Consider the following 25,971-nt stretch of genomic DNA (forward strand, 5'->3'; position numbering starts at 1 on the left):
AAAGGCCGCCCGGAGGCGGCTGGTGAAAAGTGGGCTAGCGCGCCGGGCTGGCGTCTTGTATGAGCCCCGATATGCGAGCCCTGCGTGTTTCAATCATCGTCCCGGTCTACAACGGGGCCAATTACATGCGGGATGCGATCGATTCCGCGTTGGCCCAAACATGGCCCAACACCGAAATCATCGTCGTGAATGACGGCTCAAACGACGCTGGGGAAACCGATCGCATCGCTCGGTCCTATGGCGAGCGGATCAAGTACATTTCCAAACCGAACGGCGGGGTCGCATCGGCCTTGAACGCCGGTATCGAGGCGATGACCGGCGACGTGTTTTGCTGGCTCTCGCATGATGACCGGCATTTGCCTGAGAAGACGGCCCGCCAAGTCGAGCATTGGGAATCTCTTGGACGCCCCGACGCCGTCTTGATCAGTGACTACAGGTTGATCAATGAGACGGGCGAGACGATCACCGACGTTCGTCTCGACCATGAACTCCTGACGAAGAAACCGAGTTACGCCCTTTTGAGGGGCTGCATCCACGGGTGCAGTGTCTTCGTGCCGCGAGCGCTCTTCGACCGCGTCGGCAATTTCGACATCAATCTCCCGACCACTCAAGACTACGATCTCTGGTTCCGGTCGTTCCGCACCTTCCCTTTCGTCCACATGGCAGACGTCCTGATCGAGAGCCGCTGGCACGACGAGCAGGGCTCGAAGAAGATCGATCACACGATCGAAGCGACCCGTTTCTGGATGCGCGTCATCAACGGGATAACCCCGGCCGAAAAGGTCAAATGGGAAGGTTCGGAGGCCGCCTTCCTGGTGGGGATGTCCAAATTCCTGGGTGAAAACAAACTGGTCGAAGCTGCCAGCGAAGCCAAGAGGCGCGTGAAGACCGTCATTGACGGCGTGCTGGTGTCCGTCGTCATCCCCCTGTTCGATCGGGTCGACATGGCGGTCAGCGCGATCGAGAGCGTCAAGGAACAGACGCATCGACGCATAGAGATCATTGTCGTTGATGACGGTTGCAAAGAAGACCTGTCTGGCGTTCGGGCGGCCTTGGCGGGACATCCGAATGCGCGGCTGATAAGCCAGCGCAACGCCGGCCCCGCCGCTGCTCGCAACAATGGCTGGCGCGCCGCCAAGGGCGACTATGTCGCGTTCCTCGACGCGGACGACCTGTTTCTCCCGACCAAAATCTCCGAGCAGCTGATAGCCATGGCCGGTGCCGGCGCCGCGTTCAGCCATACCAGCTACGCGCGGGCGCGCCACGGTGACATCACCCTGCAGGAAAGCGGGTCTGCGAATGCCTTCCCCGACATCATAGGCAGTTGCAGCGTAGCAACCCCGACAGTGATGGTAGCGCGATCCCTGATCGACGAAGGGTTCTCCTTCCCCGAGCACATCCGGATCGGCGAGGACGTGGTCCTGTGGCTGCACATTGCATCCGCGCACGGTATCATGGGGATCAGCCGAGCTCTGACGATCGTCAGAGCAGATGACAGCTCCACTGCCTTTGACAAGAGCAAACAGATCACGGGCGTAGAGAATATTCTGGCTGATGTCTGCGCTTCTGACGAACTATACCAGCATAAAGAGCACGTTATTCAACTTAAAAAGCTTGCATCCCGTCTTCGCGGCGAACAAGAAGATACCTGACAGCAGGAGTCTATCGATGATCTTGAGGAAGCTGCCGATGCTCGGCAGGCTATACGCCACGATAGCCCGACTGGACGCCGAACGCATCGAAGCGCTGCGGCGCGTTGAGCAAAGCGAAGCCCGGCGCTTGGCCGCGGAAGCGGAAATCCGCGACTATTGCGACCAAGAGATTCGACGCCTGAACGAGCGCATCGAAGCTTCTTCGGCCCTCAACAGAGCGCTCACCCGCGAGCGAGATGCGGCCGTTGCCCGCTTGCCCGATCTTACCTTCATGAAGGGCAGCGTAGAGCGCATCGTCGCGACCCTGGCCGAGAAGAACGCCGTCGTCAAAGATCAGACGTCGACCAGTCATCATCCACCACGGGGAATGTGACGTTAAACGAGTTGAACCCGCCAACGGCCAGTCATTTGCAATCACCCGCCCGTCGGCCAGGATGAGCAACGTGCCGAGGCCCGTCCCCTTGAACGCGACGACGGAGAGCGCAACCGGCGTGCGGCGGCCATAGCCGCGAATTCCGGACCAGTTGTTTGCAATACAATCGGCTACACGACGATCTGTAACTGAAAGTGACAGAGCAAGCGGCTAGCGGGATAGATGGCGACGAGGTAAAATGCGCCTATGACGGATAAGCAAGTGGCGACAATTGGAATGCTGGTGGGCGCCGCATTTGTGGCGTTCCATCTCTGGTTTTACTGGATTGGCCTAAGTCGCCCGCAAGACCCTGATCGCCCGCGGTTAGAAATCCCCGGCCAGTACATCCCGCCATAGACCGGCTGCTTGATCCGCTCCCGTCGCATTCCAGTGGACAGCGTCATAGCGTCCTGCTGGGGTAAGGATCACATCTGTATCGGGGCCGGCAAAAACGTTCGCGGTGTCACTCACGATCTGGTCGATAGCGGCTCTGATCGCTGCTCCCGGATTACTGTAATAGGTGGACTTGGCGATGAACCACGGCGCACTGCACCCGGCGGCACGCACCTTGGCAATGACGGCATTTCCCGAAGCTCGATAGGCCGCCTGCGTCGTCCCGAAGTTGTTGTCCCATTCTCCGTGTTGCTGGAGGATGGCCGTCACGTCATAGCCTTGAGCGAGACATCGCTTCCACGTCGCTATGATGCGCTGGTAGAGGGAGGCCTCCCACTGCGCGATGAACGTACCGCCCATGCCGCATGGCGCCAGGATCACCCGGTCAAACACGTCATCGGTCAGCAGCTTGTCGCCAGCCCGAGTGAACATGTTGTCGACGTTCGTCAGGTTATCGGCGTAGTCGCAGCCCAAGAGAGAGCCGGAGGCCCGATATATCCCGCCATCGTAGGGATTGAGGTTGAACAGATGTGCCGCGTTTGTGGGGACATAAGTTCCCGCAGCGGCGTTCGTTGCAGACGATTGGCCCCACACGATGAAGACGCCAGCATTTTCACCGGGCACCGGGCGAGGATCGACGACTGTCTTGCCGGTGGGGTTCCAATTCCCGCCCCGGCCCGCCGTGTTGCTGCTTTCAGGCATCGCGAAGGGATCAGGTGCAGATGCGATGAATCTCATCCGATGAACTCACCGACCAATCCGGTGCGCCATGGGAATGAGCCAGCGTTTGACCCCCACCATGTTTGGGTATCGGCAGTGTCACCTCGTTCGAGCCAGTTGAGCGTGTGATAGCCGAACCCGACCTGATCGACATACTCTGCAGTCGGCCCGGCAAATATTGCGTCGGTGCAGTACGCCGGGACGAGGAGCTTCGCAGAATTGACCGTCGTACTGTCGATGCCGATTCCGACCATGCTTGCGCGGGCGGTTGTGGTCGAGTTTTTGACCATCCCCCGCGCGCGGAGCGTCGTCCTCAATCCGCCGAGGCCGTTAAGGATCTCAACCTTGTTGTTGGCGTTCGCGTTCGCTTGACGGAACAAGTTTGTTGAATAGTTCCAGTTGCTGGCCGATTCATCCACATAGAGCGGGCGCGCGGCCTGGTTTTCTGCATTGAACAACAGTCGCTTTAGACGGCTATCAGTCGCCTGTCCGTTTGCCGTGGCGTAAAAGCTGCCGACATAGCGCGCCTGATGGGCGGCCACGTTGATGACGTCCAAGGCACCGGTCCCGTAACGAATGTCCAGGCTGGTTTCGTTCGCCCAAATGCCGTTGGCCCGTTCGACCACCTCGGCACGCGCCGTGTTCGACGACCAGGCGGGACCGGAGCCCATGTACAGAACTGTGCCGTTCCAGCCGACGAAGAGGTCGTAGATCGACCCGGACACATGATAGGTCGAGCTCAGCAGAAAGGTGCGCTGGGAAAACGGACGATTGACGAGACTCGAGCCGTTCCAAATCGCGAGATAGTCGCCCTGTACCGGCATGAAATAGATGGTCGTCTGTCCGGTCAGGTCGGCCTCCGGAACAGCTACCCCCGAGCTAAGGGTTAGACGCCCTGCCCCCTCAACCGTGCCTGCTGGGCCCTGGGCGCCGGTCTCCCCCTGCACTCCTTGCGGGCCTTGATCTCCCTCCGGGCCTTCTGGTCCGGTTGCGCCTTGGACGCCCTGGGTACCCTGCGGTCCCTGAGCGCCGGTAGCTCCTTGGGGGCCGGTGTTGCCCTGCGGCCCCTGAATGCCCTGGATACCCTGGATGCCTTGGATACCCTGAGCGCCTCGCGGCAACCCCAGATTCAGCTCCTGATTGGGAGCTAGTCCGGTGACCTCGGCCGTCGCCTCCTCGCCGGTATCAAGCGTCTCAACAGTGCCGATCGTTAGCGTATTTGCGGGCCCCGGCGGCCCGACACCACCGATCGCGGTTACGACCGCCTGGTTGCCCGACCATGTGATGGTCGCCTTGTTACCGCGGACACCGTAGACGAGATTGCCTGGGTGATCGTAGACGAAACGGACCGCCATGAGCCGAGTGAACGAGCCACCAGTCTCGTCAATAAGGTCGGCCTCGTATTCCCCGACTGCCCACGCCGCCATCTCCGTCTTTGAGTAGCCGGCGGTAATGCTGCTTGGCCCCAGCAATGCGAGGTTGGGCGCCACCAGCGCGACCTTCAGCGAATTGGAAGACCGCTCTCGCACGTTGACCTTGAGCGTCCGCCCCGTCAGGACGAGACCGACAAAGTCGAGCTGAAACCGCAGGTCTTCTTCCGTCGAGATCTGGAAGATCGCGATCGTCTTTTCGGTCATGGCGATGTCCACGCAGAAGAGCCACCCGGAGGCGGCTTTTGGTAGGTTGAAGAAGTATTGCTTGTGGCTCTACTAGAGCCCGGTCACGTCGACCGCGGCATACAGGCCATCATTGACGCTGACCCCGAAGAAGCCGCCGCCGGGAATGTTGTACTGCGTTGGGAAGATGGTGGAGCCTGAACGGCGCAGCCCCCAATATTGAATTCCGCTGATCGGATCGAAGTGGCGAGTGTGGGTTAGAGCCAGAGGCGCATACACTCTATCCGAGGGGCCGCCGAAGCCGACACTGCCGGGCAAAACTGCGCGGGCCTTCAGCGGATTCATGTCGGAATGGAATGTCCGCTCACCGAGAGCATTAAAGACTTCTAAGCCAACGTTACTGAAAGGCGCAGGAGGAATGATGTCAAAAACATAAATCTGAGCAGTTTCGAACTCGTCGAACGACAAGATGAACTGCCTCATGATCAGCAGATAGAAAGTCCAAACGCCGCCGACATATTCCGTTCTCAGTACGGTCACGGCAAGATTTGATGTGACAGGCGCGATCAAGATCGCTTCGCCGGCGACCGAGACCGAATAAGTGTTGGCGGTGAAATTTGAGCCTGCTGCGACATGGACGCTCAACGGGATTAGCTGTTTGAACCCATAATTCTTCCAGTTTTCGTCGATTTGCACTGAACCGAAATCGTTAAGGATGTATAGACCCCCTGTCATTAGTACACCCAAACGATAATGCGCTGGTCACAGAGAAAACTCGAAAAATGCATCAGGTTTCCGTCGAAGATGATGGACGGGACCGTTTCATTGTTTGCTCCGAATCCGAGCGCGCTGCCGTGAGGTGTCGCTGAGAAAAACGGTGCGCCAGTCAGCAACCCATCGATCGTGATCGTGCCGGCCGCGCCCGCGGGAAAGAAGAAGATGCCAAGGAACCTGGGGATCCGGTCGGTGCCATCGATCTTCTTGTTGCCGAATTGGTCAAAGACCTCAAACCCAGCCGGCACTACCAAACCCCGAGACGCACGCGCAGCACCTCGCTCGCGTCATAGACCAAGATCTGGCTGGCGCTGATAACCAGCCGCGCGCCGGTGGCGGCCGACAGGATCGTCACCGTGCCATCCGCAGCGACGAAGAAGCGATTGTTGATGTTGAGCGCGCCGGCGAGGATTGAGCCGAGATCCGCCGAAATCGCGTCGAGCTTGGTGACGTTGATCTTGTCAGCGCTAACGGCGCCGGCCTGGATTTTCGCGGCGATCACCGCGTTGGCGGCGATCTCGTTAGCCGTAACGGCACCGGCGGCGAGCTTGGCTGTCGTGACCGCATTGGCCTTCAGCTTCGGCGTCGAGATTGAGTCAGGCGCGATCTGAGTTTCGGAGATGACGCCGACGAGGTCATCGGTGTTGACCGCCGCAACCCAAACGCCATTCTCGTATTTGTAGAGCTTGAGGTCGCTGCCTTCGAGGTTGGCGATCAGCTTCGGCCCGGTGTAGCCGACCGGATCGGGCAAGCCGTCGGTCAGGCCGACCGGCTCGATCCCATCGGTGAAAGCCTCGAGCCGCAGCGAACCGTGAATGGCATTCTCAAGGTTGAGAACAGCCGGCTTCACTAAGAACTGCGTCGAGACGATCGCGCTGCGCGTGCCGGCCTGCGAAACCACAAAGGCCCGGACGTAGATGATGCCGGTGTATTCCCGTAGCGGGTATGAGCCGGAGGAGGCCTCGCCGTAGTGAGCATTCTCGGAGGTCTCCCAATTGTCGTAGGAGACCAGCACGACATAGGCGGCTGCTTGGCGAACCCTGCCGCAGGTCCAGTCCATGAACATCGCGCCGTTCTTCTGGACGGCATTGGCGCGGACATAGGGGATGACGAGGCTATCCGGCGTCTCCAGCCCTGAGGATGGCGGTGGCGGGGGCGGCGTGATCGACTCGCCCAGTGCGCTCCAGACCTCAGGCGCGTCATAGACCGCCTCGACATCGACCCGCGTCTCGCCGCTGAAGCGGATCGACCGGATCAGCCAAGCGTCCTGTACCGTCGAAAGCGTGCCGATGACGATCGTGGTGAACTGCTGCGTGGCGGTGTTCAAAACCTGATCGAGCGTCAGGCCGGTCAGCAGGAAAGCCTGCGCAACATCGTCGGCATTGAGGACCAGCGAAGAGCCGTCTCGCGTGACTGCGATCGGGCCCCATTCCTTACCGTCCCTCGCCCGAAGAATGGCGTATGGGCTGGCGGGCAGATCGAGGTCGCTGTCGATCTCAATACGAAAGCCGTCGCGCGCGAGGATACCGCCCGTCTGGAGAGCGTCGAAGTACCAGCTGTCAATGCTGGCTGAATCGTTCGGCAGCAGCAGCCGGCCGGCGAGCTCCGTCGCAACGCTGCGCCGCTCGCGCCGATAATAGGCCGTCGCTGCCGCCCAGGTAGCGAGATGGATCGCATGGGCCGCATCGGTGACGCCCGTGGCCGCCATCCGGCGCGGCGTCGTGGTCAACGTGCCGAAGGTGACGCGCTTCTCGCGCCGACGTTTCGGATCGCCGCCGGCGAGCCATTCGACGATGACATCAGCCGAGCCATCCGAGAGATCGAGCGTGAATTCCTGCGCGCTCGAATCCCGCAGGATCTGGCGCCGGGAAATGACGTGCTTGCGGACCGACTTCGCCTCGTCGCGGACGATCGTCCAGATCGACCCGAGCCGCAGCGGCGACGCCCGCATCGTGCCAAGTACGGTCGAGAGCGCCTCATAGACGGAGATCGGTCCGCGGATGACGCCAGAGAACGCGTCGTACTCGGTCAGCGTGTCGAAGTAGTGCTTCAGGCGCGCGAGATCGATCGAGCCGTCGGCGATGCCGGCGCCGTGCAGCTGGTTGCGCAAGATGTCTGCCGCGGCCCAGACGCACTTGTCGGTCTCTTCCTCGACCCAACCTGTGACACCGCCATACCAGACCGGCAGGATGCGGCTGCTCTCGACTTCGACCTCGCCGAAGGAGGTCACGCCCAGCGCCTTGCCGGAGCGGATCACCATGGCAAGTTCGGTCACGCCAGGGCGGACTATCGCCTCCGGTACATGGGCGCGCAGGCCCTCCCACACCACGGCGTTCGTGATGTCGGCAGTGAAGCCTCCGGGATGCTCCACCTCCGCAGCCGCCCCGGTGTTGCGGGCGCGGTAGGTGTATCGGCCGGCCGTGATATTGACGAAGCTGGTAAACCGCATCGGGCGCGTCGTCAGCGTGTTTCCGCCATCGCTGAAGAGCGTCGACCAAGCGCCGATGACATTGCCGTCTTCATCGCAGGGCGCGTATTCGAAGAGCACGCCCCAATCGGTCGGGAACTGCTTCCCCTCGAACTTTCCGGACTGCGGGACGGCATAGACGCCCTGCGGCAGCGAGAAGTCGAGCTGAATGCGGCTCTGATCCGGCGCATCGACCCCGAAGTCGAACGGCCCGGCCCAGTTCGGGAAGTCGGTTGCGCGCGGCAGTTCGTTGCCGGAGACGGCTTGCACGGTTGCAACGGCGCCCGGCACCAGCGAGGACGTGCCGCCGGGCTGGATCACCTCGAAGTTCGCGCCGGTGAACGGTGGCGTCAGACCACCGCTATCCGTCCACATGGTGATGCCGCCGACGCGGATCGACTTGATCGCATATTTGCCGCAGCCGATCGTCAGGCGCTTGTAGAGCACCTGGTCGTCGCCATCGTAGACGGCGTAATCCGGCTGCGAGAGATCCGGCGAGTTCCAGCAGCGGCCATAGAGAACTGGAATGCGGTCGCCCGAGCGCGGCAGGTTGCCGCCGCCGGAAACGCCATAGACCGGGCGGTTCTCGGCTTCCTTGTTGGCTTTCGCCTGCGTCGCCTTCGACAGCAGGTATCCGGCACCAGCCAGCAACGCAGCCGACCCGGCCGCCCAGATCGTGCCACCAACAGCACTCGATGCGGCAAGGCCGAGTGCCCCATTGAGCGCGCCAATTGCCCAGAACTGCCCGACCGCCGCCAGCGCGATGGTGGCGACGACCAGGCCGATTGCTGCGCCCATCTGCTTGCCGCCGCCGCGGCCCGTCTGCCCGCCACCGCCGCCACCCTGAGGCAAATAGACGATGACGACGGTGTCTTGCGGCCCAACGGTCGTGTGGCGCCACTGCTTGCGCAGACGAACGGAGAAATCCGTCACCGCCAGCGGCTGCCCCTTGCGGTGCAGGCTGACGATATGCGGGCGCGAGCGGTCCGCATGCCGTCGCACCAGCGTCGACAGTCGGCGCCGGCCACGCGGCGTGATGATGCCGTCGCCGGCCTTCTGGCCGTCGCAGCGCTGGAAGAGGATTGCTGTCATGTCAGGCGGGTACGTAGAAGCTCGGGCTGGCCCAGTTGCGGGCGGAGAGTTCGAGCAGGCTGTCGAAGACGACGCCGTGCTCTTCGTCAGTGTGCAGCACCCCGCCGCCATCGAGGGCGAGCCAGGTGCCGCAGTGAACCGCGGCGCGGCTCGGGCCGTGGCCGCGACGGGTCATGAAGACGACGGCGCCGTGCTCCGGCTCAGCGACCTGGCGCCAGTCGCCTGCCTCGTCGCGACCCGCCATCAAGGCGATGAGCTCGCGCTTGCTCTCCGGCACGCTCAGCACGATCGGCAGCGGGCGGCCGAAGATCTGCGCCTGACTGAGCCGGGTCAGCTCCCAGCAGTGCAGGCCGGTACGATCGTAGGGCTTGCCGATGTGGGCAGCGAGAAAGCTCTCGACGCTCACCACCGCCCCATGCAGACCCGCAGCACGCCGTTAGCGTCGAAGACCCTCATGGTGCCGTCGGCACCGATTACTAAGCGCGAACCGATATTGATCGAGCCGGCGACAATCGACCCGAGATCGGCGTCGATAGCTGTCAACTCTGAGGATTTGGCCGCGGCGACAGTGGGGATCACCGCTGCAGCAGGCGCGGCGCCGAGCAGCGCGAGAAATTGACGACGAAGCACTTCGGCTCTCCTATGGAACAGGAACGATGGGAGGACGACTTGGACGACAGAGAACGTGCTGATGCCGTGGCGCATCGGATCGCGATGGCTTCGCTCATGCAGACCATCTACGGAGCCTTGATGAATGCCGGCAGCAAAGCTGACTTCCGCCAAATGGCGCAGGCGCTAGAAGAGGCGACCGTCAAGAATTTGGAGCAACTGAGCACCCAGGCTGATGAGCTAACTACCGAGTACGTGCGCGAGGCGGCGTCCGGCTATGTGAGCCGGTTCTTCGCATCGATCCGAGTACCACCGCACCTGCCGTGAATCGCGCCGGCGGCGCGATCACTGCCCATAGAGCGCAGGATACAGATCGAGGTCATAAGTCAGGCCGGGGAACGCCTGCATCTCGACCTCCTCATATGAAAGCTCTCCCTCGGCCGAGTAGGCGTTGAGCGAGACCTTGCGCAGGTTGAGGCCGAAATAGACCTCGGGGTTGTTGAGGTCGTTGGTCGAGTAGGTGCGATAGACCAGCGTGAAGGGGTAATCCGATGAGATTGCGCCTCGAAGCGCGTCCTGCAGCTGACCCGAGACGTTGTCGATCCGGATCTTCGCCTTTGAGACGCCGCCCTCTTCCTGGCTGGGCAGCGTGAAGCCGAAGTCCACGATCTTGAACACGGCCGCAAGATTGCCCGGCACCGGCAGCGAGACAGCCTCGTACTCGCCGGCAATGCGGGTGCCCTGCACGAAGCGCTGGGGCTCATCGAAAGTCGGGTGGTTGAACTCCAGCGTGTGGAGGATGTCTCCGGAAACGTCGACGGCCGCATAAGCTTCCTGAAGCGCAACAGAGAGGGCCACGAGAACCTCCAGATTCGACACTGCAACCGCAGCGTGCTTGGCTAACCCCCGGGGACGGGAGGGGTTCGAATGAATGATGAGGCCGACGTTACGGGCGCTGCCGTATTGGGCAACGCACGCGCAGCTGAACGCGCTGATCGCCACGCTTATTGAGAAAAGCGCGCTGTCCGAGTTCGAGATGGAACGCATGATGAAATCAGCGATCACCACGCTCAGCTCTGTTCAGGTCGTTCGCACAAACGATCCCGAGCGATTGCAGAACGCGCGGGAGCTTCTCGAACACGCTCGCTTGGCTATGCGGGAAAGCATGAGATCTGTGCCTATCAAACTTTGAGGTCGAAACGGCCATAAACAATGCCGGCCTCGGTTCGCCGGCCCACAACCGGAGGGAATGATGCCGAACGGAGTTCGAGATCTCGGTCAAACGTCAATTCGCGGTGCGATACTGACGACTCAAAGCCAGGTCGAGCTGCAGTGCAACGACCGTAGTGGATCACTCTTCCAGCTGACGATGGATCTGCCGAACGCAATGTTCCTGATGAACATGCTGACGCAGATTCAGCGCGAGACACGCGCGAAGGTGCCTGTTTCACCGCCTGATCTCCCCGATTGACTACCAGTTCCAGACGATCAGCGTGAAGGAGACGACGACCCGGCTTGCGACCGAAAAATCGGTCGAGAACGCGCCATCCTTGATCTGGCAGACGCGATCGACATAGTAGCCGTTCGGTCGCCAGACCGGCATCTTGAACGGCAACGTCCCCTGACGAAGCGTTCTCCGGGCAAACTGCTCGAAGGCCTCCCACTCGGCGAGCGACAGCAACGGGCTGCGCCAAGGCAGCTCAGTCGCCCGCGGGCCGGGCTGCGGGCGCAGGATGGCCGGTCCGTCCTCGGTCTGGCTCTGGCGCGGCGCGCTGTAGGACTGTCCCGCAACAATGCCGTTGACGGGCGAGCGGAACGGCACCTGAGACGGCCAGGCGGCGATCATGCTCAGCCCCTCAGCTGCCGGCCGGAGCGCACCGCCCCGAAGGCTTGGCTGATCGCCCCGCGCCCAGTGACGAGATCGTTGGCGATGTCGCCCTTGATGGCCTCGATGATGATCTGCATCGATCCGTCCCGGTTCTGCTGTGGCGTCGCCTGCACCTGATCCGATACCGTGTTGTTGACGACCACCCGCATCCCGCCCTGGGTGCGCGAAGCGGCAGGGATCGTCGGAACGCGCCCCACCAGCCCGCCATCGGCGAATCTGGGGATCTTGCCGGAATTGATCGCATCCAGCAGAGCTCGGTTCTGCTTCGTGGCGCGGGCATTGATGACATACTCGCCGTTGGAGAGACGCGCGGAGATCGAGTCGCTGCGGCCGGTGCCAGGCCCGGAGATATAGCCGCCGGAGGCCGCCTTGACGCCGCCGCCGAAGAGTCCGAACAAGCCGCCCAAACTGCCGCCGACGCCCTTAGTGCCGAAGATGCCGGCGAGCGGCCCCTCGCCGAGCAGCGCCGCTTGGATTGCAGCCTTGGCCAATGAGGCGATCAACCGCTTCATTACGTCTCCGGCGCGGCCGCCGTTGATGACGAGATCTTCCAGAGCGTCCACAGCAGCCGAGCCGAAGTACTTCCCGGCTTCATTCAGATCTTTTTGCGCTTGCTTGGTCCGCTCGATGCTCTCGCGGTAGCGCTCGTTTGCTCCAACGATCTCGATGATCTTCTGCTTCTGCGCCTCGTCGGTGACGGTGCCGATGCGAGCTAGTTCGATCGCTGCAGCGCGCTCAGCTTTGCTCCTGCCGAGCGTCGCCTCTTCCGCCGCGAGAACGCGGTTGGTGCGCTCAAGAGCTTCGATATAGCGCTGGACCTGCTCGGTGCGCTGTTCCTCTTCGGACTTGCCGCCGCCGGACCCGCCGCCGGAGGGCTTTCCCGGGTTCCGAGTAACATCGGAACCCATATAGTTTCTGGTCGGCCGAGACGGGGGTAGCGCCGTCGTAACCGAGCGATCCTTTTCGCTCGCGACGAAAAGCGCCCTCGCCTCACGAGCCGCGGCCGTTCTAGCCTGGTCGATCACATCTCGACCACCGGAGTTGCCCAGCGCCATGTCCCGCGCTCGATCGCGCATCGCAGCCCGATCAGCAGATTGCGAATTCTTTCGGTTCGCCTCGTCTACCTTTTCGAGATAGGTGCCGACCTGGGACAGTAGCCCGGACAGTCCTTGGGCAGCACCAATGATCGCCGCCTTGCTATTCGAAGCGAAAGAGGCCCAAGCGCTATTCCAGGCGTCGTCAAATTGTTTGGCCTTTGCAATGACGTCGCTGTCGAGAACTGATCCGGCCTGACCCGCTTCTCGAGCGAGGTCATTCAGCGCACCAGCGCCCCGCTCAAGCAGCGGGATAAAATCCTTCGGCAGGCCGAATTTTTCGGCGATCTCAACCTTATCCATTTCGGTCGCAGCGCGACTAATCAGATCGGCTGCGACCGAAAGGGCAGTGTTGGTATTGATGACCTCGCCGGTGCGCGATTTCAGCTTGAGATTGTTCGCTTCGAAGAGACGCGACAGCTCCGTCTCTTCGGTTCTAGCCTCATTGAGCTTCTTCGCCAGCCCTTCAATCCCGGCGTCAAATTCCTTGCCGGCTACCCCCTTGCTCTGAGCAGCCAGGCGCAGTTCCTGGAAACGCTGAAGGTCTACGCCCACACGGCGAGAGGTTTCGCCAAAGGACGCAATCTCCGCATTTGCGTCTGCGAAGCTCTTGATGATTCTGTCGATCGAGAACGCAGCGATGGCGCCCTTGAGCGCACCGAGGCCAAAATCGCCGCCGAGCGTCGGGTTTGCCTTGCGAAATTTCGCCTCGATGTCGTCGGCAGCCTCCTCAGCAAGCCGAGCAGACGCCTTGAGCTGACGCTCCAATTGCTGGATGTTGGCGCCAACCGAAACGATCAGGTCCTGACCTGCCATTGTATCTAGCCTTCGGGGAGGAGTTGGGTCTTGAGCGGATTTTTGAAGCTTCTGGGCATTCTGATGATGCTTGTCGGCGGCGGTGTATTACTCGTCGCGTCGAGTGCCCTTCACGAAATTCTTGCTGCAACTGGAATCGGGCTTGGAGCGGTCGTCTTAGCGCTGGGGACCATCGCCGACTTGCTCGACACCATCCTTCTGCATCTTCGCGCGAAATTTCCTGTCGAGGATGCGCGCATCTTAGCGGGAGCATCCGTGGCGGTAGCGCAACCACAACCTTCAAAAGAGCAGGAGGTGACGTGGAAAAGCCGCGGGACACGGTAACGAACGAGAGAACTGCTTCAATGAAATCGGTCTTGGTTTTGACGGCTCTGCTGCTATCAGCCTGCGCCTCTCCGGCTACGGTCAACCGCCTGAAGTTCACGACGTTCGATATCGGGAAGGACGGCAGATCGTTCGTCTATGTCGCCCAGGCCGATGCCATTCATCCTCACGACACCCGCGACGGCGAGGAATATCACCAGGGCGTGCTTCAGGATTGGCTACGTCAAAACTCGTTATGCCCATCGGACTACGTGATCACCAACAGGCGCGTGCTGGTCGAGACACAGGGCCTCTTCGGAACGGTGGCGAAGATCACCTATGAAGGCCGCTGCAAAACCTGATTGTGCTGGCGAAGGGCAACCCGAGTTAGCCGGGTTGCCCTCTTTCTCGCCTGCCGCACCGCTCCTTGGCCCGCCAAGCCTAGCCTTGCCTGCCTTGCCCGGCCTCGCCTTGCCTATCCTTACAATGGCTTGCCTTGCCTGCCCCGCCTCCCTCGACACGCCAGACCATACCTTGCCTGAACACGCCTGCCATGTTGCCCGAAGGCCGCGCAGTTGATTGGGGAACCCGCGCCGTAACCCCGACTCTCACTGATGCGTCGCCTTAGGTAGATGCTTCAGCGTCTCATCGACGACTTCGAATAAGTCGGCGAACTCTTTTAGATCCTTGTACCTCTGCCGCCATGCAGCGAGCTCAGCAAAGGCACGCTGCAGCACGATCTTGCGCGTCCGGCTCTGCGACAACGCATGGCCGGCCTCGCGGTAATGCGAGGTATGCCCCTCGGCAATATGCACATAGGCCCGCTGGCGAACCGCCGGCTTGTCCTCCGAAGTGTAGATCGCGACCACCGACCGGATCAGACCCCTCGCTTGATGCAACCGATGTTGCTCGGCGGCGGCGCTGTCGTCCCACTCGAAGAACGAATGCAGCGGGCTGTTGCCGTGCCTTGCATCGGCGAGGACGTCCTCAGGCGTCAGCTCCCCCTTCTTCTGCTGGCGCAGCATTTCGATGTGCTGGCCAACCAGGGATGCGTTCTGCACCGCCCCTTTCTGGAATCGGGCTCCCTCCGCGAATTCAAAGCCCGCGATCTTCATGCCGCCAGCCTTTCGAGATCGCGCTCGGTGGCGACATGGTACATGCCGTTCATGCCGTCCTTTTCAGGCCGCCACTCGCCGACGCCGACAGCGAAGCCTGCGGTGTTGAGCAGGTTCAGGATCTGGCTCTCCGAGAGGACGTTCGCGTTGTAACGGATCAGTATCTTGGCGTGCCAGTCGGTGAACTCGCCCCGATAGCGCAGGTCGGCGGTACCCATGCCAACCCTCACCATGTCCTCGCGCATGTTCGGTGCGCTGCCCATAATTCGCACCAGATTGGCGCGGGATCGACACCCGTCAAACGCGCCGACCACGTCCGCATCCTCGCCGAGCACATGGAACGCCTGTCTCGCTGCGACTTTCGTGATGCCGGCCACCGAAGTCCCTGCCGTGACCGCAGCGTTCTTAAAGGCGACGGAAGGGAAGCCGAACCCACCGTCGTCGAGACGATAGAGCGAGGCCTCGAAGTCGGCCCGCGGGTCTTTGGCCTCGCGTGCGCCCTTCGCCTTCTTCTGCTGCTTGTCCAGCATCTCCTTCTTCGCTTTCACCGACCAAGCGTGAACGATGAGCGGGCTGTCGCCTACAATCGTCACTTCCATGATGCCGATGTCGAGGGCGGGCAGTTCGATGCCGACCTCTCCTGTCTTCTTCAGTGCCATTTTCATCTCCATCAGCGCCCGGCCCGGCAGGCCTGAGACGCACAGGTTCGCTCTCGCGAAACCGAGCGCTGATGAAGCTCTCGAATTCCGCGTCTCTAACCGCCCTGCCGAGGCGGATCTTCGTGTCAGAAGTTCTCGATGCCCTCGACGCGGGCCCTGAAAGCTCGCGCATAGAGGTGATCGAAGTCATTGGCGTCGACGCTCGCCGCCCAGCGGATCGGTTCTTCCATAACCGCAGGGTCACTCCAGCGGGCCTGGTACCAACCCGCTTGCCCGCAGGCTTCGTATGTGGCGCCTCGCTCGTCGAGATACCGCATCATGTATGAGCAGCGGGCGATCTCGTTGCCCCTCGCGATCTCTTCTTCAGTCAGCGTCAACGCGTTGCTCGGCGAGTGCGCCGCGCCCGCCAGAGCCGTCGTCGGCGCGGCTGAGAATGCCGCGATGCCAGCCACGAAAAGCCGGCGCGTGATGGGACGATCCGTCACCATTTCCCGAGATGTGACGCTACCGGGCGCCTGCCCGGCGTGATATTCAGCAGCAGCCATGACGATCCTCACCGATCGTTGGGGTTAGGGCTGGTTGAGCGCTCCAACGCTCTTCCGGCCCGACTTCAACTGTGTTAACACAGTTTTTGATGAGGCGTCAATCCGTGTTAACACAGAAAAAGAGACGCGGCCCCGCCCCTACCGGCAAAGGCACACTCGTCGGCGTTCGCCTTCAGCCTGAACTCCTGACTGCGCTCGACCGCTTCATCGCCGAGCAGAAGCCGGACATGAGCAGGCCGGAAGCACTGCGACATGCCTTTCGAGACTGGGCTATCGGCCAAGGCCTCCTGCCCTCGCCTTCGGAAATCGGAATGACAGACGATCAGATGAGCGCAAGCGCCGACAAGGTTAGGTCGGAAGCCGCCGATGCGGCCGACAATGCCATGATCGGCATGGACGCTACGAAGGAACAAAAGGCGACACGACGCCGAGAACTGACAGACGAGCCTGCCCTGGTCGGCAAGGCGCGAGGAAAGGGCAAGAAGGCGAAATGAACAGTGGCGAACGCAACTTTGTCGCGACGGTGAAGGAGCTGCCAGATGGTCGCGTCTTCGTTCTTTTCGAGGCCGATGAGGACGTCGGCTTTGAGGGGAAGCAACTTACGCTTACCCTCCCAGAGGGGAGTTCCTACGGCGAAGCTGAAGCGCTCGCGCTTAGGCTCAATAGCACGCGTGGCCGTATAAAGCTGGGAGACTGGTAATCGGCCTCCTGCCCCATCGCGAGGATCCGGAGGGGGCGAATTGAGCCCGACGATCCTGAATACAGGCTTCCACCGGAGAAATCGTTATGGTTTGTCTAAAATTTGATGCGCACGGGTGGGCTTTCGATGTTGCCGTGCGGCACCTGATGATGAGCTTCGAATCATCATCAAAAGCGCTTGCCAGTGAGCGAAAACAAGCGGCTTTCGAGCTAGCCGCCTATCTGCGCGGCCTCAAAGCAGGCGAGCCGCCAATCGGAGAATGGGACGACGGCGTCCTTCTATGGGACCGCGAGCGCGAGTTAGAGACGCAGATTGAAATGCTCGACGAAGCAGCGATGGCTCTCCGTAAGGCATTCGCACTGTCTCTCTACCACCAGTGGGAGCGTTCAGCTCAACTTTGGATACTTGAGCTCCGGAAACCAGATCAGAAGCCGCCAAAAGATCACGAAGATCTCGTGAAAGCTGTTGCTGAACGGGGCTATCCTGCGCATCACCGACTGGAAGCCGCTCGCCAACTGGCAAATACCCTAAAGCACAGCAATGATTATTGGGGGTGTCGTCTGCTCAAAAATTGGCCAGGTGTTTTCCGCGCCGGGTTCGAGCCTCGAAAATTCTTAGACTGGTATGGCGTGGTCGAACTGACCGATGCTCAGGTCTATGAGCTTGCGGATATCATCCTCAAATCCGGCCCCGCGAGCGGTGTTTAGGCACTGCATTGCAGGCGGGCGATGCCTCTCGCCCCATTGAGAAGACCGGAAGATGCGAACTAACCTCTTGGAGAGATAAGACGAGCCTTCCGCACGATAAATCCGCGTCCGGCTCGCTCAATATTTCCTTCGACCTCAATCGGGAAATGCTCACCGTGAGCGCGCCAAGCGACGCGGTAATCCGACGGCTCTAGCAGAACTCGCACTGAAAGAGCCTTTTGCCCAGTTAACCACTCCACGGTGACCTCCCGCGACCCCTTAAGATTTTCAAGGTCGGCAGGATTTTCTTTGGTCGCCAGCTTTGTTACGTATCCGCTTATTCGACTGTCGCTCGGCACGCTCGCGTTGCGTAGCGTAGCGGCGATATCTCTAGCGAGTTCGGCTACTCTGGCGTTCACAACGTATTGGGTCTGCAACGACAGATCTTCGTCAGGCTGCCATTCCGGCGACAAATTGAACTCAAACGTGAGTTCCTCGGATCGGCTGCCCTCGAGCAGAGCCGCCAGGCTCTCCAACATGTCCGCATCAAAACCAACGGCCGGGTCAGCGAGGACGGCCGGCTGATAAGCTGGGGCTTCATCCGCAACCGCCGAGAGCCCCCGCATCACGCGCTGAATGACCTGCCTCTCGGCCGGAACGGGCGGAGGAGCTTCGAGAAAATCCTCTTCTGGCCTTCCCCCGACCGGCGAATGGATCGTAAATCCGAAGCTCCCATGGAAGGTGTGCCCAAACCGGCATCGTTCCACGAACGCGTCCGCCGCCGACTGAGCTCCGCTCCGATCTGATCGCGCATATTCCGCGACCGCTGCGAATGAGAGCAGTCGCCGGTTCCGGACGATGACACGCTCTGCGACAGGTAGCGTGATAGAATTTCGGAAATCGGTGGGAAGCCGCTCTCTAATAGTATCGTAACCAATTCCATTGATCGCTGACACTACTTCCGACAGCGGGCGGTCCTCAAGCACAGCCAGTGTTTCGACAGCGTGCCGTATACGACGCTCACCCTGGGCCACAGCGACCGTTTCCGGGACGATCACTTCCAGAGTGCCCTCACCCTCCATTTCCCTTCGAAAGATTTTCAGATCAGGAGATCGGAGCTTCGAGGCGACCCATCCGTGCGCCTTCAGATATCGTCGCAAAAGGCCGGGCGACGGCAGGGTGATCCGCGTGTCCGTCATAGCACCAGCTCCTTGCGAGCCTGCTTGATCAGCCAGTTAAGTGCATCGGCGGTCACGAGGTTAGTGCGTGGAATCTCAACTGAGATGGTCGTCTTGTTCGGTGTCGGCGCACCTGTTGCGCGATACCAATAACAGCAGTTTCGAAGAACCGTCTCTTCTTCGGACAGGGTGATCCATTCAGCCTGGAAGAACGGGAGGCACAGGAGAAAGACGTACAGCGGAATTTCGCCGACAACTCGGTCCACCATCCGATTGTAGGCGGCAGCGTCCAAATCATACTTCACAACTTGAGGGGTCATCGTCCAACCGACTGATGCCTTAAGCTGCACATCGATGCCAAAGGGGCTATCCGACATCCGACCGCGAACTATCTGAACCGGTCGAAGGAATGCGTCGACTCCGTAATCATCCTCCGGGCGCGATATGTTGATGCCTGCCTGGGCGGTGACCGCATATAAATGCGCAAACGACAACCTTTGCTGCGAGTGCGCTGTCGTTATCATCATGCCGGCCCAGCCCTGGCAGGACTATGGCAGACGTTTGATAACGAGCAATTACTTAGGCGTGTATCGAGCTCCCTAGGCGTCAATGCTGATAGGTCGGCGCCGCATCGACCATGGCACTGAGATCCTCGAAGTCAGGCTCGTCATTCGTCCGCTTCGCCGCCTCCGGCGAATTCGCGCAGGCATAGCCATCAGCGCAGGCCATGAACTGCCAGACCGACATCGCCCCGACCTCCCGCGGCGAGAATCCCATCACGCAGCCGAGGCCGTAGAAGTCTCGGAAGTCGAGCTTTCCGTTTGGGCGGGCGGGACGCTCTCCTCCCCGTCCGCCGGCGATTTTCCCACCGGTTCATCGGGCTTTCCGAAGAGGGCCGCGCTGATAACCGCCAAGGCCGGCAACGCGCTCTCGCCCCAAGGGCGATCGTGCACGTAAGTCTTGACCAGGCGCATCGCATCGACCGGAGCCATGCCGCCGCCGATAAGGCCAAGCCGCATGGTCGCGTGCACGTCCTCGATCTTCCAGATGCCATGCCGAAGGCGCTCGGCGATAACCATCGGCCCGGCGTCGCAGATGCGCTGCAGCTCCTCGAGCTGCGCGATCGGAAGGGCGAAGGTATAGGTACCGTCGCCCCATTCGAGATCGATTGCGCAAAGGCTCATGCCAGCGCCGCCACGGCTGCGCGGGTCAGGGCACCGTCGCCGGTTGCCGTCACAGCAACCTGATACTTCTCGCCGCGCGTGCCGCTGATCGTCGCCGCGATATGGGCGGCGCCGGAGAACTGCAGGTCAGGAGTGGCGCCGCCGGTACCGAAGCCGAGCAGGCGGATGCGAATGTTGCGTGCCTCGCTGCCGTTGACGGCGGCCCAGAGCAGCGGCTCGGCTTCCTTGGCGAGGATTCCCTCGAACTCGGCCGACCAGCTGAGCGCCAGCACGTCGGTTGCGGTCCAGGCCGCCGCGTCGGGATCGTCACAGTCCGGAATCGTGACGTCGTTCGTGTCCTTTTCGATCGCCAACTGGATCGAGTTGAACCCGCAGAGCTTCGTGAAAACCTCGGGATCGGCGCCATCGCCGAGATAGACGAGGCCCTTTCCGAAAGAGAGGACGGTCGGCTGCGCCATGATGGCCTCCGTTGAGTGAGCCGGTGATGAGGAACGGTGGTCAGGCCGCGGCGACCAGAGCGCGGAAAGTCAGGACGGCATGGCTGGTCAGGCCATCAGGGTCTTTGAGGTATCGCGTGTCCTGATGCGCGATTTCGAGAAACTGCCATGCGATGCCGAGGGATAGCTCGGCTTCATGAAGTGCGCCGCGCACCACCCCGGCGATCGTCTTCGCCTCGACTTGCCCTACGGCGCGCGACCAAACATGCAAGGTCACGAAGACCTCCTGCCCGTCGTGGCATTGCGCGCCGTCGTCCAGCGTCTGGAACTCGCCGAGCTCGATGTAGGGGAAGGCGACATCGGCCGGGACACGATCGAAGACGCGGTTCCCGACCGCCGTGACCTGTGCCCGCAGCCGGGTGTTGATCGCGCCCTGCAGCGCCAGCGACGGATCAGCCATTGGATTTCCGAACCGCCTTCTTGATCTCGTGGTCGAGGCCGGCCCGAATCTGCTTCTTGTTCCGGCGCCAAGTCGGATAGAACCAGGGCTTGGCCTTTTCCTTCTGCGTGCCCCATTCCGAGGCGGTCGCAGTGTCGAAGCCGCCGTCTGTCGTGGCCGGGCCACCGGCCTTCACATAGAAGCGGTCGCCGCGCTTGCCGCGCTCGACCCGGATCGTGCCCTTGGTCTTCCCGGTGTCGACGGGAACAACCTGCTTCATCGCCTCAGCGAGACCGAGCGCTCCGAGCAGAGCCTCGGTTGCCGCCGCTGCCCGAACGTCCATCGGGATCTTGTCCAGCCGGCGCTGCAGCGCCTTCGCTCCCTTCGCCATCGGCAAGAACTCCAGCAGCGCGGGCCAGCTTCGCGTGGGCCGTCGGGATCAGCTTCGGGCCGCCAGGCTTGTACGCGATGTACACGCCAGGCTTGCAGGGACAGTCGAAGTCGCGGAGGAATGTCACGCGGGGCATTTGACGGCCGGGGGCGTAACAATGAGACCGGGATTGTTATTGGTCACGGCAGTGCTTCTGTCGTTGATGTTCGCAGGCGCGTGGATCGCCTGGGGATTCTTCGGAATCGAGATGGCGAACTGGGCGACCGGCGAGCGAAGCATCGACAAAGCTGGTCAGTGGGGCGACTCATTCGGCGCATTCAACGCGCTAATTAGTTCGTTGGGCTTTTGTGCAGTCGCCCTCACGCTTTGGTCGCAATCAAAAACCCTTCAACACCAACAGATAGCGCTCGATCTACAACAGCAAGAGATAAAGCAGCAGCAAGCAGGCGAGCACATTCAACGTTTTGAAACCACCTTTTTTGAATTATTGAAGCAATTAACCGATATACGCTCACGTGTTAAAGTTGATGGAAATTATATCGGTCCAGAAGCTTGGGGTTACGTCGCGAGGCAACTCCAAACTGCCGCAGAAAAATACAATTTGAAAGACTCAAATAATGAAGAAGTATCAAGATTGGCGTTTTTAGAATGTAAGATTATTTCAAAGAAATATTATGATATCTTCGGGCCATATCTAAGGGTTTTAAGGTATTTTTTGATTAAGATTGACGATGATATATTCTTATCAGACGCAGAGAAAAGCGACTTTGTTTATCTTCTACGCGCAACTCAGAACACGTCTGAGTACGTTATTTTTGGCATGATAGGGGCCGATTCCTCTGATCGTTTTAAGGAACTAATCGTAAAATACGGACTCATAAAATACATGCCAATGGGCCCGCTAAGAGATCTTCTCGTGCGTATGTACCCGCCCAATACCTTCAGAGAATCTGACTAGTTAGGTGGCCTTGCCCTCTTCCAGGATGAACTCGATCTCGGCGCCGTCGCCCGTCGGCACGATTGACCGGATCTGGCAGGCCTTGTCCTTGTACGGACCGCTTACGAACACGACCCGGCTGTCGGCGGCGATCACGCGCGTGGCGGCCGAGCTGAGCACCGTCAGCGTGCCCTGCATCGAACTCTCCAGCCGGCCGGCTTCAAGCTGTTCCCGGCCGAACTTGGGTCGGAACCCCGCCCAGACTGTCGCCTGCGGCGTCCAGCTTTCCGGGAGCGGGTTGCCGAACCCATCGTCCCCGCCCGGCACTCGGCGCTCAAAGCGGACGCGATGATTACGCTGACCGGCGGACAGCATCAGACGCGCCAGACCTTGTAGAGGCTGAGCAGGTTTTCGACCGTCGTGCTCATGTCGATCTTCGGGCGCTCGCCTGGGGCGACGCTCGTGCGGTTCTCGAAGAGATCGCCGATCATCAGCTTGATGGCCGAAACGACAGGCGCCGGCACAGTAGATTTCGGCTCGGCCCCTTCGGTGTCCGGGTAGCCGGCATCGTAGCGGATACGGACACTCTCAAGCTCCGTCCGCACGCTCGGCCACGAAACGCCGTGGGCCCGCGCGACGATGTCGCCATGTACCGCATAGGCTGCCGGATCGAGCGTCTGCTCCGCTCCGTCTTGGTCGATGTACTTGACGCTGGCAACCGACACGACGGGGGCGAACGGCAGTTCAATCCAGGTCGGGAAGCCGCAGCGGCGAAGCTCCAACGTCTGCTTCCCCAGCGACCGACCAAGCCAGCCGTCAGGCCCGTCGATATGCGCCTGCGCGGCATCGCTGAAAGCCTCGATCAGCGTGTCCTCCGCATCGTCATCGACGCGCAAATGCGCCTTGGCAGCAGCAAGAGCGACGATGCGAAGCGGCGGGGTGACGACGACGACACGCATCAGGCCAGCCTCGACAGAACCGGGTAGAGGTCACACTCAATCTGCGATCCATCGTCGTTCGAGATGGTGAGCAGGCCTTCCTCGCTGACCTCCATCCGAGCGATTTGCACGCCGGCAAGACCACGCTGGCCTTCCCTGCCCCGCTCGCCCGGATTGCCGCGCTTTCCCTGAGCCGCGATCAGCTGCCAACCTTCGCCGGGGCATGCCCCCGGGTGGTCGCGTCGAGCCGCAAACGACGCGCCACCAAGGGCCACGACGTCGAGCGCCTGGTATTCCGCGTCTTCAGCCCATGTGCCGCGGATCGTGAACGACCGACCGTCCTTGCCGTCGGTGCCCGCCCGCGCAATGCAGGTCCAGTCGTCATGCGGCGGCTCTTTGGCGGTGTCACGGGCGGCCTGGTAAGTCGCCCCGGCGAAAACAACGACGTCACCCTCATAGTGTACCCTATCGGTCCACTCCCGGACCGTTGGCAGCTTTCCGGGCGCGCCATCCTTGCCGTCTGCACCGTCCCGGCCATCCGTGCCATCGCGACCGTCCTTGCCATCGGCGCCGTCAACGCCGTCCTTCGCGGCTGGCAAAGCGGCGACTGCGCGCTGGACTGCCTCCTCGACGACGGGTGTCAGGTCGGCGAGCGTGACGCTCGATCCATCTGTGCCGTCATGACCGTCCTTGCCGTCAAGACCGTCGCGCGGCGCCGGCAGAGCGGTGACGGCGCGCTGGACAGCCTCGGCCACGGCCGGAGCGAGATCGGCGATGGTAACGCTTGCCCCGTCAGCGCCATCCCGACCGTCGCGGCCATCGGCGCCGTCGTTCGGCGCGGGCAATGCGGCGACTGCGCGCTGAACGAAATCTTCGATCACAGGCGTGACGTCTTCGACGGTGACGCTCGTACCGTCTCGCGGCCGATCCCAGCCGGCGAGAACGCGCTCAGCGGTTGCCGATGCTACCCGCTCCGCCGCGGCTTCGATGATCGGCTGGCAATCCTCTATGGTGATCGAAAGGCCGTCCGCGCCATTCTCGCCATCTCGCCCATCGCGACCGTCTGAGCCGTCCTTGCCATCGCGGCCCGGCTCGCCGTCCTTCAGCGAGGCAAGGCGATCGGTCAGCCGCCGCTCGATTTCTGCCGCGGCTGAGATGCGGGCGTCGAGCTGCGCCAGCCTGGCAGCATGCTCGGCTGCCCTCAGCTCGCTTTCGCGCTGAGCCTCACGCCGAAGCGTCGCGATCTCCCGCGCGACTGCATCAGCGGCGGCATCAGTGAAGTTGCGCAATTCGAGCATCGATGTCGCGCGTGAAGTCATCGAAGCTGCGGCCTGCGTCATCGTCTTCCTCGCGATCAGGTTCAGGCGCAGGTGCGGGCAGAGCGGCCTTGTTCGGGTCAGGCGGCTTCATCTCGGTGCCATAGCTCAGCGGGACGACCTGCTGCTGAACGCGCGGCATCTTGCCGTGACCACCTTCGACCGCCGGCAAATCCTCTTCGGCGCGGGCTTCATCCGGGGCGTAAATCCCCGTGATCACGCCGCGGGCGAGCGCCTCGATGCGCTCCTTGAAGTTGCTGCGCATGAGGGCGTTTGTATTGAGCTCGAGGTATTCGTCCGGTTGGCCTTTCAGCCCGAACAAGAGCCCGAAGGCCTCCTCGATATGGTTCAGCGCGAAGCCGAGACCTGAGGCTTTCCATGACGCCATCAGCGCCTCGGTCGACGCGAAGGGCGTGCCGCCGATCCCGAGGATCTGAAGCGGGATGCGGAAGGCCAGCGCGATGCCCTGGTCGGTCAGCTTCAGCATGTCGGCGAGATGGCCGTCCTGCGACGTCGTCGGCGCAGACTTGGCCTTCAGGCCAGCGGTCAAAATCGGCGTGCGACCGGCGTTCTCGCCGGTGGTCTGCTCTTCCCAACGCTCGCGAAGCTGCCGGGTCTGTTCCGCCGTCAGGTTCTGGTCGGTTTCCAGAAGCCAGGATGGCCGGGACTGGTTGAGGTAGAATGCGACCTGCTGGTTGAGGGCGGCCCCTGCCATTGCTCGCTCAAGCACCGTCGCGAGGATCGGGCTCTCGCCCTTCAGCGGATGGCGCGGCGTGTGGAGCCGAACATGCAGCACGTCGCGTGCCGGGATCGGGTCGGTGATATCGAAGCGACGCTCGACGATCTCATTGCCGGAGAGGCGATAGAAGATCGAGCCATCGTCTGCGACGAGGCCGTGGCCGTGACGCATGAGATGGATCTCGGATATCTCGCGGCGCTCATTGCGAACCGCCAGCGCGAATACCTCGCCCTTGTCGTAGAGGCGCCGCGTCAGATTGAGCAGGAAGTCGCTGATCGACTGATAATCGTTTGGCCGCTTCATGATGCGGCTCAGGGACGACGTCGTCACGCGCTCGCGGCCGCCGTTCGCCAGCTTGCGCCAGTGATCGCCGGGACACATGGCGACTGTCTGCGCATAGGCCGAGACGCACGCCTCGACCATGGCGCCGCCTTCGCTGTAAGGCTGCAGCGAATAGCCTGACTGCCACCAGTTTAGGATGGCGCCGGCTTTCGCCGAGAGCACCCCATCGGAGAGCAGATAAGGGCCCGGGCGATACTCGCCCTCTTTCGAGCGCGACAGCCACGACGGCAGCACCCGGGCAAGCCAGTTCGCCATGATCAGCGGGTCGTCAGCTCGCGATCGCGGTAGGTGCCGGCGCGCATGGCGTCGAGATCCGCCTGCGTCGGATACGGATCGGTCGAGGGTGCACCAGCCTTCACCGCCTTGGCATCGTCGGCGCCGGCGAGCCTCTCGTCGATGCGCCTCTGCAGCTCGGCGGCATCCCAGCCGTTGAACGGCTTCTTGCCGAAAAACTCCTCATAGTCCTTGCGGACCTTATCGAGATCGTCAGCCATATCGGCCTCCTGGGTTTCTGGGGAATGAAGCAGGG

Annotated in this window: 34 protein-coding genes; 9 read left to right on the forward strand and 25 right to left on the reverse strand. The window is 61.5% G+C overall.

The window, feature by feature from the left end:
- Positions 1-71: 71 nt before the first annotated feature.
- A complete protein-coding gene (locus tag BLM15_RS07520) occupies positions 72-1,652 on the forward strand; it encodes a glycosyltransferase family 2 protein (RefSeq protein WP_206438616.1) in 1,581 nt (526 codons plus the stop codon).
- A 16-nt stretch (positions 1,653-1,668) separates the two neighbouring features.
- Positions 1,669-2,025, forward strand: a complete 357-nt coding sequence (locus tag BLM15_RS07525; protein ID WP_126111816.1) for a hypothetical protein — start codon at positions 1,669-1,671, stop codon at positions 2,023-2,025.
- A gap of 363 nt (positions 2,026-2,388) precedes the next feature.
- On the opposite strand, the gene BLM15_RS07530 is transcribed toward BLM15_RS07525, so the two are convergent.
- From BLM15_RS07530 to BLM15_RS07560, 7 genes are all read right to left on the reverse strand, one after another.
- On the reverse strand, positions 2,389-3,195 hold the full coding sequence (locus tag BLM15_RS07530; protein ID WP_126111818.1) for a sialate O-acetylesterase: 807 nt from the start codon (positions 3,193-3,195) through the stop codon (positions 2,389-2,391).
- Positions 3,192-4,814 carry a collagen-like protein gene (locus tag BLM15_RS32185; protein ID WP_164547424.1) on the reverse strand — a complete coding sequence of 541 codons (1,623 nt, stop codon included), beginning with the start codon at positions 4,812-4,814 and terminating at the stop codon, positions 3,192-3,194. The genes BLM15_RS07530 and BLM15_RS32185 overlap by 4 nt, the downstream gene beginning before the upstream one ends.
- 72 nt (positions 4,815-4,886) lie before the next feature.
- Positions 4,887-5,489, reverse strand: coding sequence for a hypothetical protein (locus BLM15_RS07540; RefSeq protein WP_126111820.1), 603 nt, complete (start codon positions 5,487-5,489; stop codon positions 4,887-4,889).
- Between the two features lie 38 nt (positions 5,490-5,527).
- The gene (locus tag BLM15_RS07545; protein WP_126111822.1) at positions 5,528-5,815 is read right to left on the reverse strand and encodes a hypothetical protein; all 288 of its coding nucleotides are present in this window, start codon (positions 5,813-5,815) and stop codon (positions 5,528-5,530) included.
- Complete coding sequence (locus tag BLM15_RS07550) at positions 5,815-9,126, reverse strand: host specificity factor TipJ family phage tail protein (protein ID WP_126111824.1); 3,312 nt, start codon at positions 9,124-9,126, stop codon at positions 5,815-5,817. Before BLM15_RS07550 ends, BLM15_RS07545 begins: the two co-directional genes overlap by 1 nt.
- A gap of 1 nt (position 9,127) precedes the next feature.
- Complete coding sequence (locus tag BLM15_RS07555; protein ID WP_126111826.1) at positions 9,128-9,532, reverse strand: glycoside hydrolase; 405 nt, start codon at positions 9,530-9,532, stop codon at positions 9,128-9,130.
- Positions 9,529-9,756 carry a hypothetical protein gene (locus BLM15_RS07560; RefSeq protein WP_126111828.1) on the reverse strand — a complete coding sequence of 76 codons (228 nt, stop codon included), beginning with the start codon at positions 9,754-9,756 and terminating at the stop codon, positions 9,529-9,531. Before BLM15_RS07560 ends, BLM15_RS07555 begins: the two co-directional genes overlap by 4 nt.
- Before the next feature lie 39 nt (positions 9,757-9,795).
- Between BLM15_RS07560 and BLM15_RS07565 the strand changes: the two genes are divergently transcribed.
- Entirely contained in the window at positions 9,796-10,062 is a 267-nt protein-coding gene (locus BLM15_RS07565; RefSeq protein ID WP_126111830.1) for a hypothetical protein, read from the forward strand.
- Between the two features lie 18 nt (positions 10,063-10,080).
- Here the strand turns inward: BLM15_RS07565 and BLM15_RS07570 are convergent, their stop codons facing one another.
- Positions 10,081-10,803, reverse strand: coding sequence for a DUF1833 family protein (locus BLM15_RS07570; protein ID WP_126111832.1), 723 nt, complete (start codon positions 10,801-10,803; stop codon positions 10,081-10,083).
- Positions 10,804-10,987: 184 nt separating this feature from the next.
- Here BLM15_RS07570 and BLM15_RS07575 point away from each other — a divergent pair, with 184 nt between their 5' ends.
- Positions 10,988-11,206 (forward strand): hypothetical protein, encoded by a 219-nt coding sequence (locus tag BLM15_RS07575; protein WP_126111834.1) that lies wholly within the window; start codon positions 10,988-10,990, stop codon positions 11,204-11,206.
- Here BLM15_RS07575 and BLM15_RS07580 read toward each other — a convergent pair whose 3' ends face one another.
- Together BLM15_RS07580 and BLM15_RS07585 are read right to left on the reverse strand one after the other, a co-directional pair.
- Positions 11,207-11,581, reverse strand: coding sequence for a hypothetical protein (locus BLM15_RS07580; protein ID WP_126111836.1), 375 nt, complete (start codon positions 11,579-11,581; stop codon positions 11,207-11,209). It lies immediately after the preceding gene.
- Between the two features lie 2 nt (positions 11,582-11,583).
- Complete coding sequence (locus BLM15_RS07585) at positions 11,584-13,533, reverse strand: hypothetical protein (protein WP_126111838.1); 1,950 nt, start codon at positions 13,531-13,533, stop codon at positions 11,584-11,586.
- A 30-nt stretch (positions 13,534-13,563) separates the two neighbouring features.
- Here BLM15_RS07585 and BLM15_RS07590 point away from each other — a divergent pair, with 30 nt between their 5' ends.
- Both BLM15_RS07590 and BLM15_RS07595 read left to right on the forward strand, forming a co-directional pair.
- Positions 13,564-13,857: a hypothetical protein gene (locus tag BLM15_RS07590; RefSeq protein WP_126111840.1), complete on the forward strand. Its 294-nt coding sequence runs from the start codon at positions 13,564-13,566 to the stop codon at positions 13,855-13,857.
- A 20-nt stretch (positions 13,858-13,877) separates the two neighbouring features.
- Positions 13,878-14,198: a hypothetical protein gene (locus BLM15_RS07595; RefSeq protein ID WP_126111842.1), complete on the forward strand. Its 321-nt coding sequence runs from the start codon at positions 13,878-13,880 to the stop codon at positions 14,196-14,198.
- Between the two features lie 246 nt (positions 14,199-14,444).
- Here the strand turns inward: BLM15_RS07595 and BLM15_RS07600 are convergent, their stop codons facing one another.
- The 3 genes from BLM15_RS07600 to BLM15_RS07610 form a co-directional block, all read right to left on the reverse strand.
- Complete coding sequence (locus BLM15_RS07600; RefSeq protein WP_126111844.1) at positions 14,445-14,951, reverse strand: hypothetical protein; 507 nt, start codon at positions 14,949-14,951, stop codon at positions 14,445-14,447.
- Positions 14,948-15,610 (reverse strand): hypothetical protein, encoded by a 663-nt coding sequence (locus BLM15_RS07605; protein ID WP_126111845.1) that lies wholly within the window; start codon positions 15,608-15,610, stop codon positions 14,948-14,950. The genes BLM15_RS07600 and BLM15_RS07605 overlap by 4 nt, the downstream gene beginning before the upstream one ends.
- A 125-nt stretch (positions 15,611-15,735) precedes the next feature.
- The gene (locus BLM15_RS07610) at positions 15,736-16,155 is read right to left on the reverse strand and encodes a hypothetical protein (RefSeq protein ID WP_126111847.1); all 420 of its coding nucleotides are present in this window, start codon (positions 16,153-16,155) and stop codon (positions 15,736-15,738) included.
- A gap of 104 nt (positions 16,156-16,259) precedes the next feature.
- Here BLM15_RS07610 and BLM15_RS07615 point away from each other — a divergent pair, with 104 nt between their 5' ends.
- Together BLM15_RS07615 and BLM15_RS07620 are read left to right on the forward strand one after the other, a co-directional pair.
- Positions 16,260-16,649: a ribbon-helix-helix domain-containing protein gene (locus BLM15_RS07615; RefSeq protein WP_164547339.1), complete on the forward strand. Its 390-nt coding sequence runs from the start codon at positions 16,260-16,262 to the stop codon at positions 16,647-16,649.
- 352 nt (positions 16,650-17,001) lie between these two features.
- Positions 17,002-17,562, forward strand: coding sequence for a hypothetical protein (locus BLM15_RS07620; protein ID WP_126111850.1), 561 nt, complete (start codon positions 17,002-17,004; stop codon positions 17,560-17,562).
- A 59-nt stretch (positions 17,563-17,621) separates the two neighbouring features.
- On the opposite strand, the gene BLM15_RS07625 is transcribed toward BLM15_RS07620, so the two are convergent.
- The 7 genes from BLM15_RS07625 to BLM15_RS07650 form a co-directional block, all read right to left on the reverse strand.
- Positions 17,622-18,740, reverse strand: a complete 1,119-nt coding sequence (locus BLM15_RS07625) for a hypothetical protein (RefSeq protein WP_126111852.1) — start codon at positions 18,738-18,740, stop codon at positions 17,622-17,624.
- Positions 18,737-19,246 (reverse strand): DUF4365 domain-containing protein, encoded by a 510-nt coding sequence (locus BLM15_RS07630; RefSeq protein WP_126111854.1) that lies wholly within the window; start codon positions 19,244-19,246, stop codon positions 18,737-18,739. The genes BLM15_RS07625 and BLM15_RS07630 overlap by 4 nt, the downstream gene beginning before the upstream one ends.
- Positions 19,247-19,325: 79 nt before the next feature.
- Positions 19,326-19,466, reverse strand: a complete 141-nt coding sequence (locus tag BLM15_RS31290; RefSeq protein WP_164547425.1) for a hypothetical protein — start codon at positions 19,464-19,466, stop codon at positions 19,326-19,328.
- Between the two features lie 29 nt (positions 19,467-19,495).
- Positions 19,496-19,903, reverse strand: a complete 408-nt coding sequence (locus tag BLM15_RS07635) for a gene transfer agent family protein (protein WP_126111856.1) — start codon at positions 19,901-19,903, stop codon at positions 19,496-19,498.
- The gene (locus tag BLM15_RS07640; protein WP_126111858.1) at positions 19,900-20,361 is read right to left on the reverse strand and encodes a phage tail tube protein; all 462 of its coding nucleotides are present in this window, start codon (positions 20,359-20,361) and stop codon (positions 19,900-19,902) included. Before BLM15_RS07640 ends, BLM15_RS07635 begins: the two co-directional genes overlap by 4 nt.
- Before the next feature lie 40 nt (positions 20,362-20,401).
- Positions 20,402-20,800: a DUF3168 domain-containing protein gene (locus tag BLM15_RS07645; protein WP_126111860.1), complete on the reverse strand. Its 399-nt coding sequence runs from the start codon at positions 20,798-20,800 to the stop codon at positions 20,402-20,404.
- Positions 20,793-21,170, reverse strand: coding sequence for an HK97-gp10 family putative phage morphogenesis protein (locus BLM15_RS07650; RefSeq protein ID WP_126111862.1), 378 nt, complete (start codon positions 21,168-21,170; stop codon positions 20,793-20,795). The genes BLM15_RS07645 and BLM15_RS07650 overlap by 8 nt, the downstream gene beginning before the upstream one ends.
- Positions 21,171-21,327: 157 nt before the next feature.
- On the opposite strand from BLM15_RS07650, the gene BLM15_RS07655 reads away from it, so the two are divergent.
- The gene (locus tag BLM15_RS07655; RefSeq protein WP_126111864.1) at positions 21,328-22,128 is read left to right on the forward strand and encodes a putative phage abortive infection protein; all 801 of its coding nucleotides are present in this window, start codon (positions 21,328-21,330) and stop codon (positions 22,126-22,128) included.
- Here BLM15_RS07655 and BLM15_RS07660 read toward each other — a convergent pair whose 3' ends face one another.
- Genes BLM15_RS07660 through BLM15_RS07680 form a run of 5 tightly spaced genes read right to left on the reverse strand, consistent with a single transcriptional unit; the run spans position 22,129 to position 25,936 of the window.
- Complete coding sequence (locus BLM15_RS07660) at positions 22,129-22,482, reverse strand: head-tail adaptor protein (RefSeq protein ID WP_126111866.1); 354 nt, start codon at positions 22,480-22,482, stop codon at positions 22,129-22,131.
- Positions 22,482-23,066, reverse strand: a complete 585-nt coding sequence (locus BLM15_RS07665; RefSeq protein WP_126111868.1) for a head-tail connector protein — start codon at positions 23,064-23,066, stop codon at positions 22,482-22,484. Before BLM15_RS07665 ends, BLM15_RS07660 begins: the two co-directional genes overlap by 1 nt.
- Complete coding sequence (locus BLM15_RS07670; protein WP_126111870.1) at positions 23,066-24,343, reverse strand: collagen-like domain-containing protein; 1,278 nt, start codon at positions 24,341-24,343, stop codon at positions 23,066-23,068. Before BLM15_RS07670 ends, BLM15_RS07665 begins: the two co-directional genes overlap by 1 nt.
- Positions 24,318-25,697, reverse strand: a complete 1,380-nt coding sequence (locus BLM15_RS07675) for a phage portal protein (RefSeq protein ID WP_126111872.1) — start codon at positions 25,695-25,697, stop codon at positions 24,318-24,320. Before BLM15_RS07675 ends, BLM15_RS07670 begins: the two co-directional genes overlap by 26 nt.
- A 2-nt stretch (positions 25,698-25,699) precedes the next feature.
- Complete coding sequence (locus BLM15_RS07680; protein WP_126111874.1) at positions 25,700-25,936, reverse strand: hypothetical protein; 237 nt, start codon at positions 25,934-25,936, stop codon at positions 25,700-25,702.
- Between the last annotated feature and the right edge of the window lie 35 nt (positions 25,937-25,971).

Source organism: Bosea sp. Tri-49, assembly GCF_003952665.1.
Classification (GTDB): Bacteria; Pseudomonadota; Alphaproteobacteria; order Rhizobiales; family Beijerinckiaceae; genus Allobosea.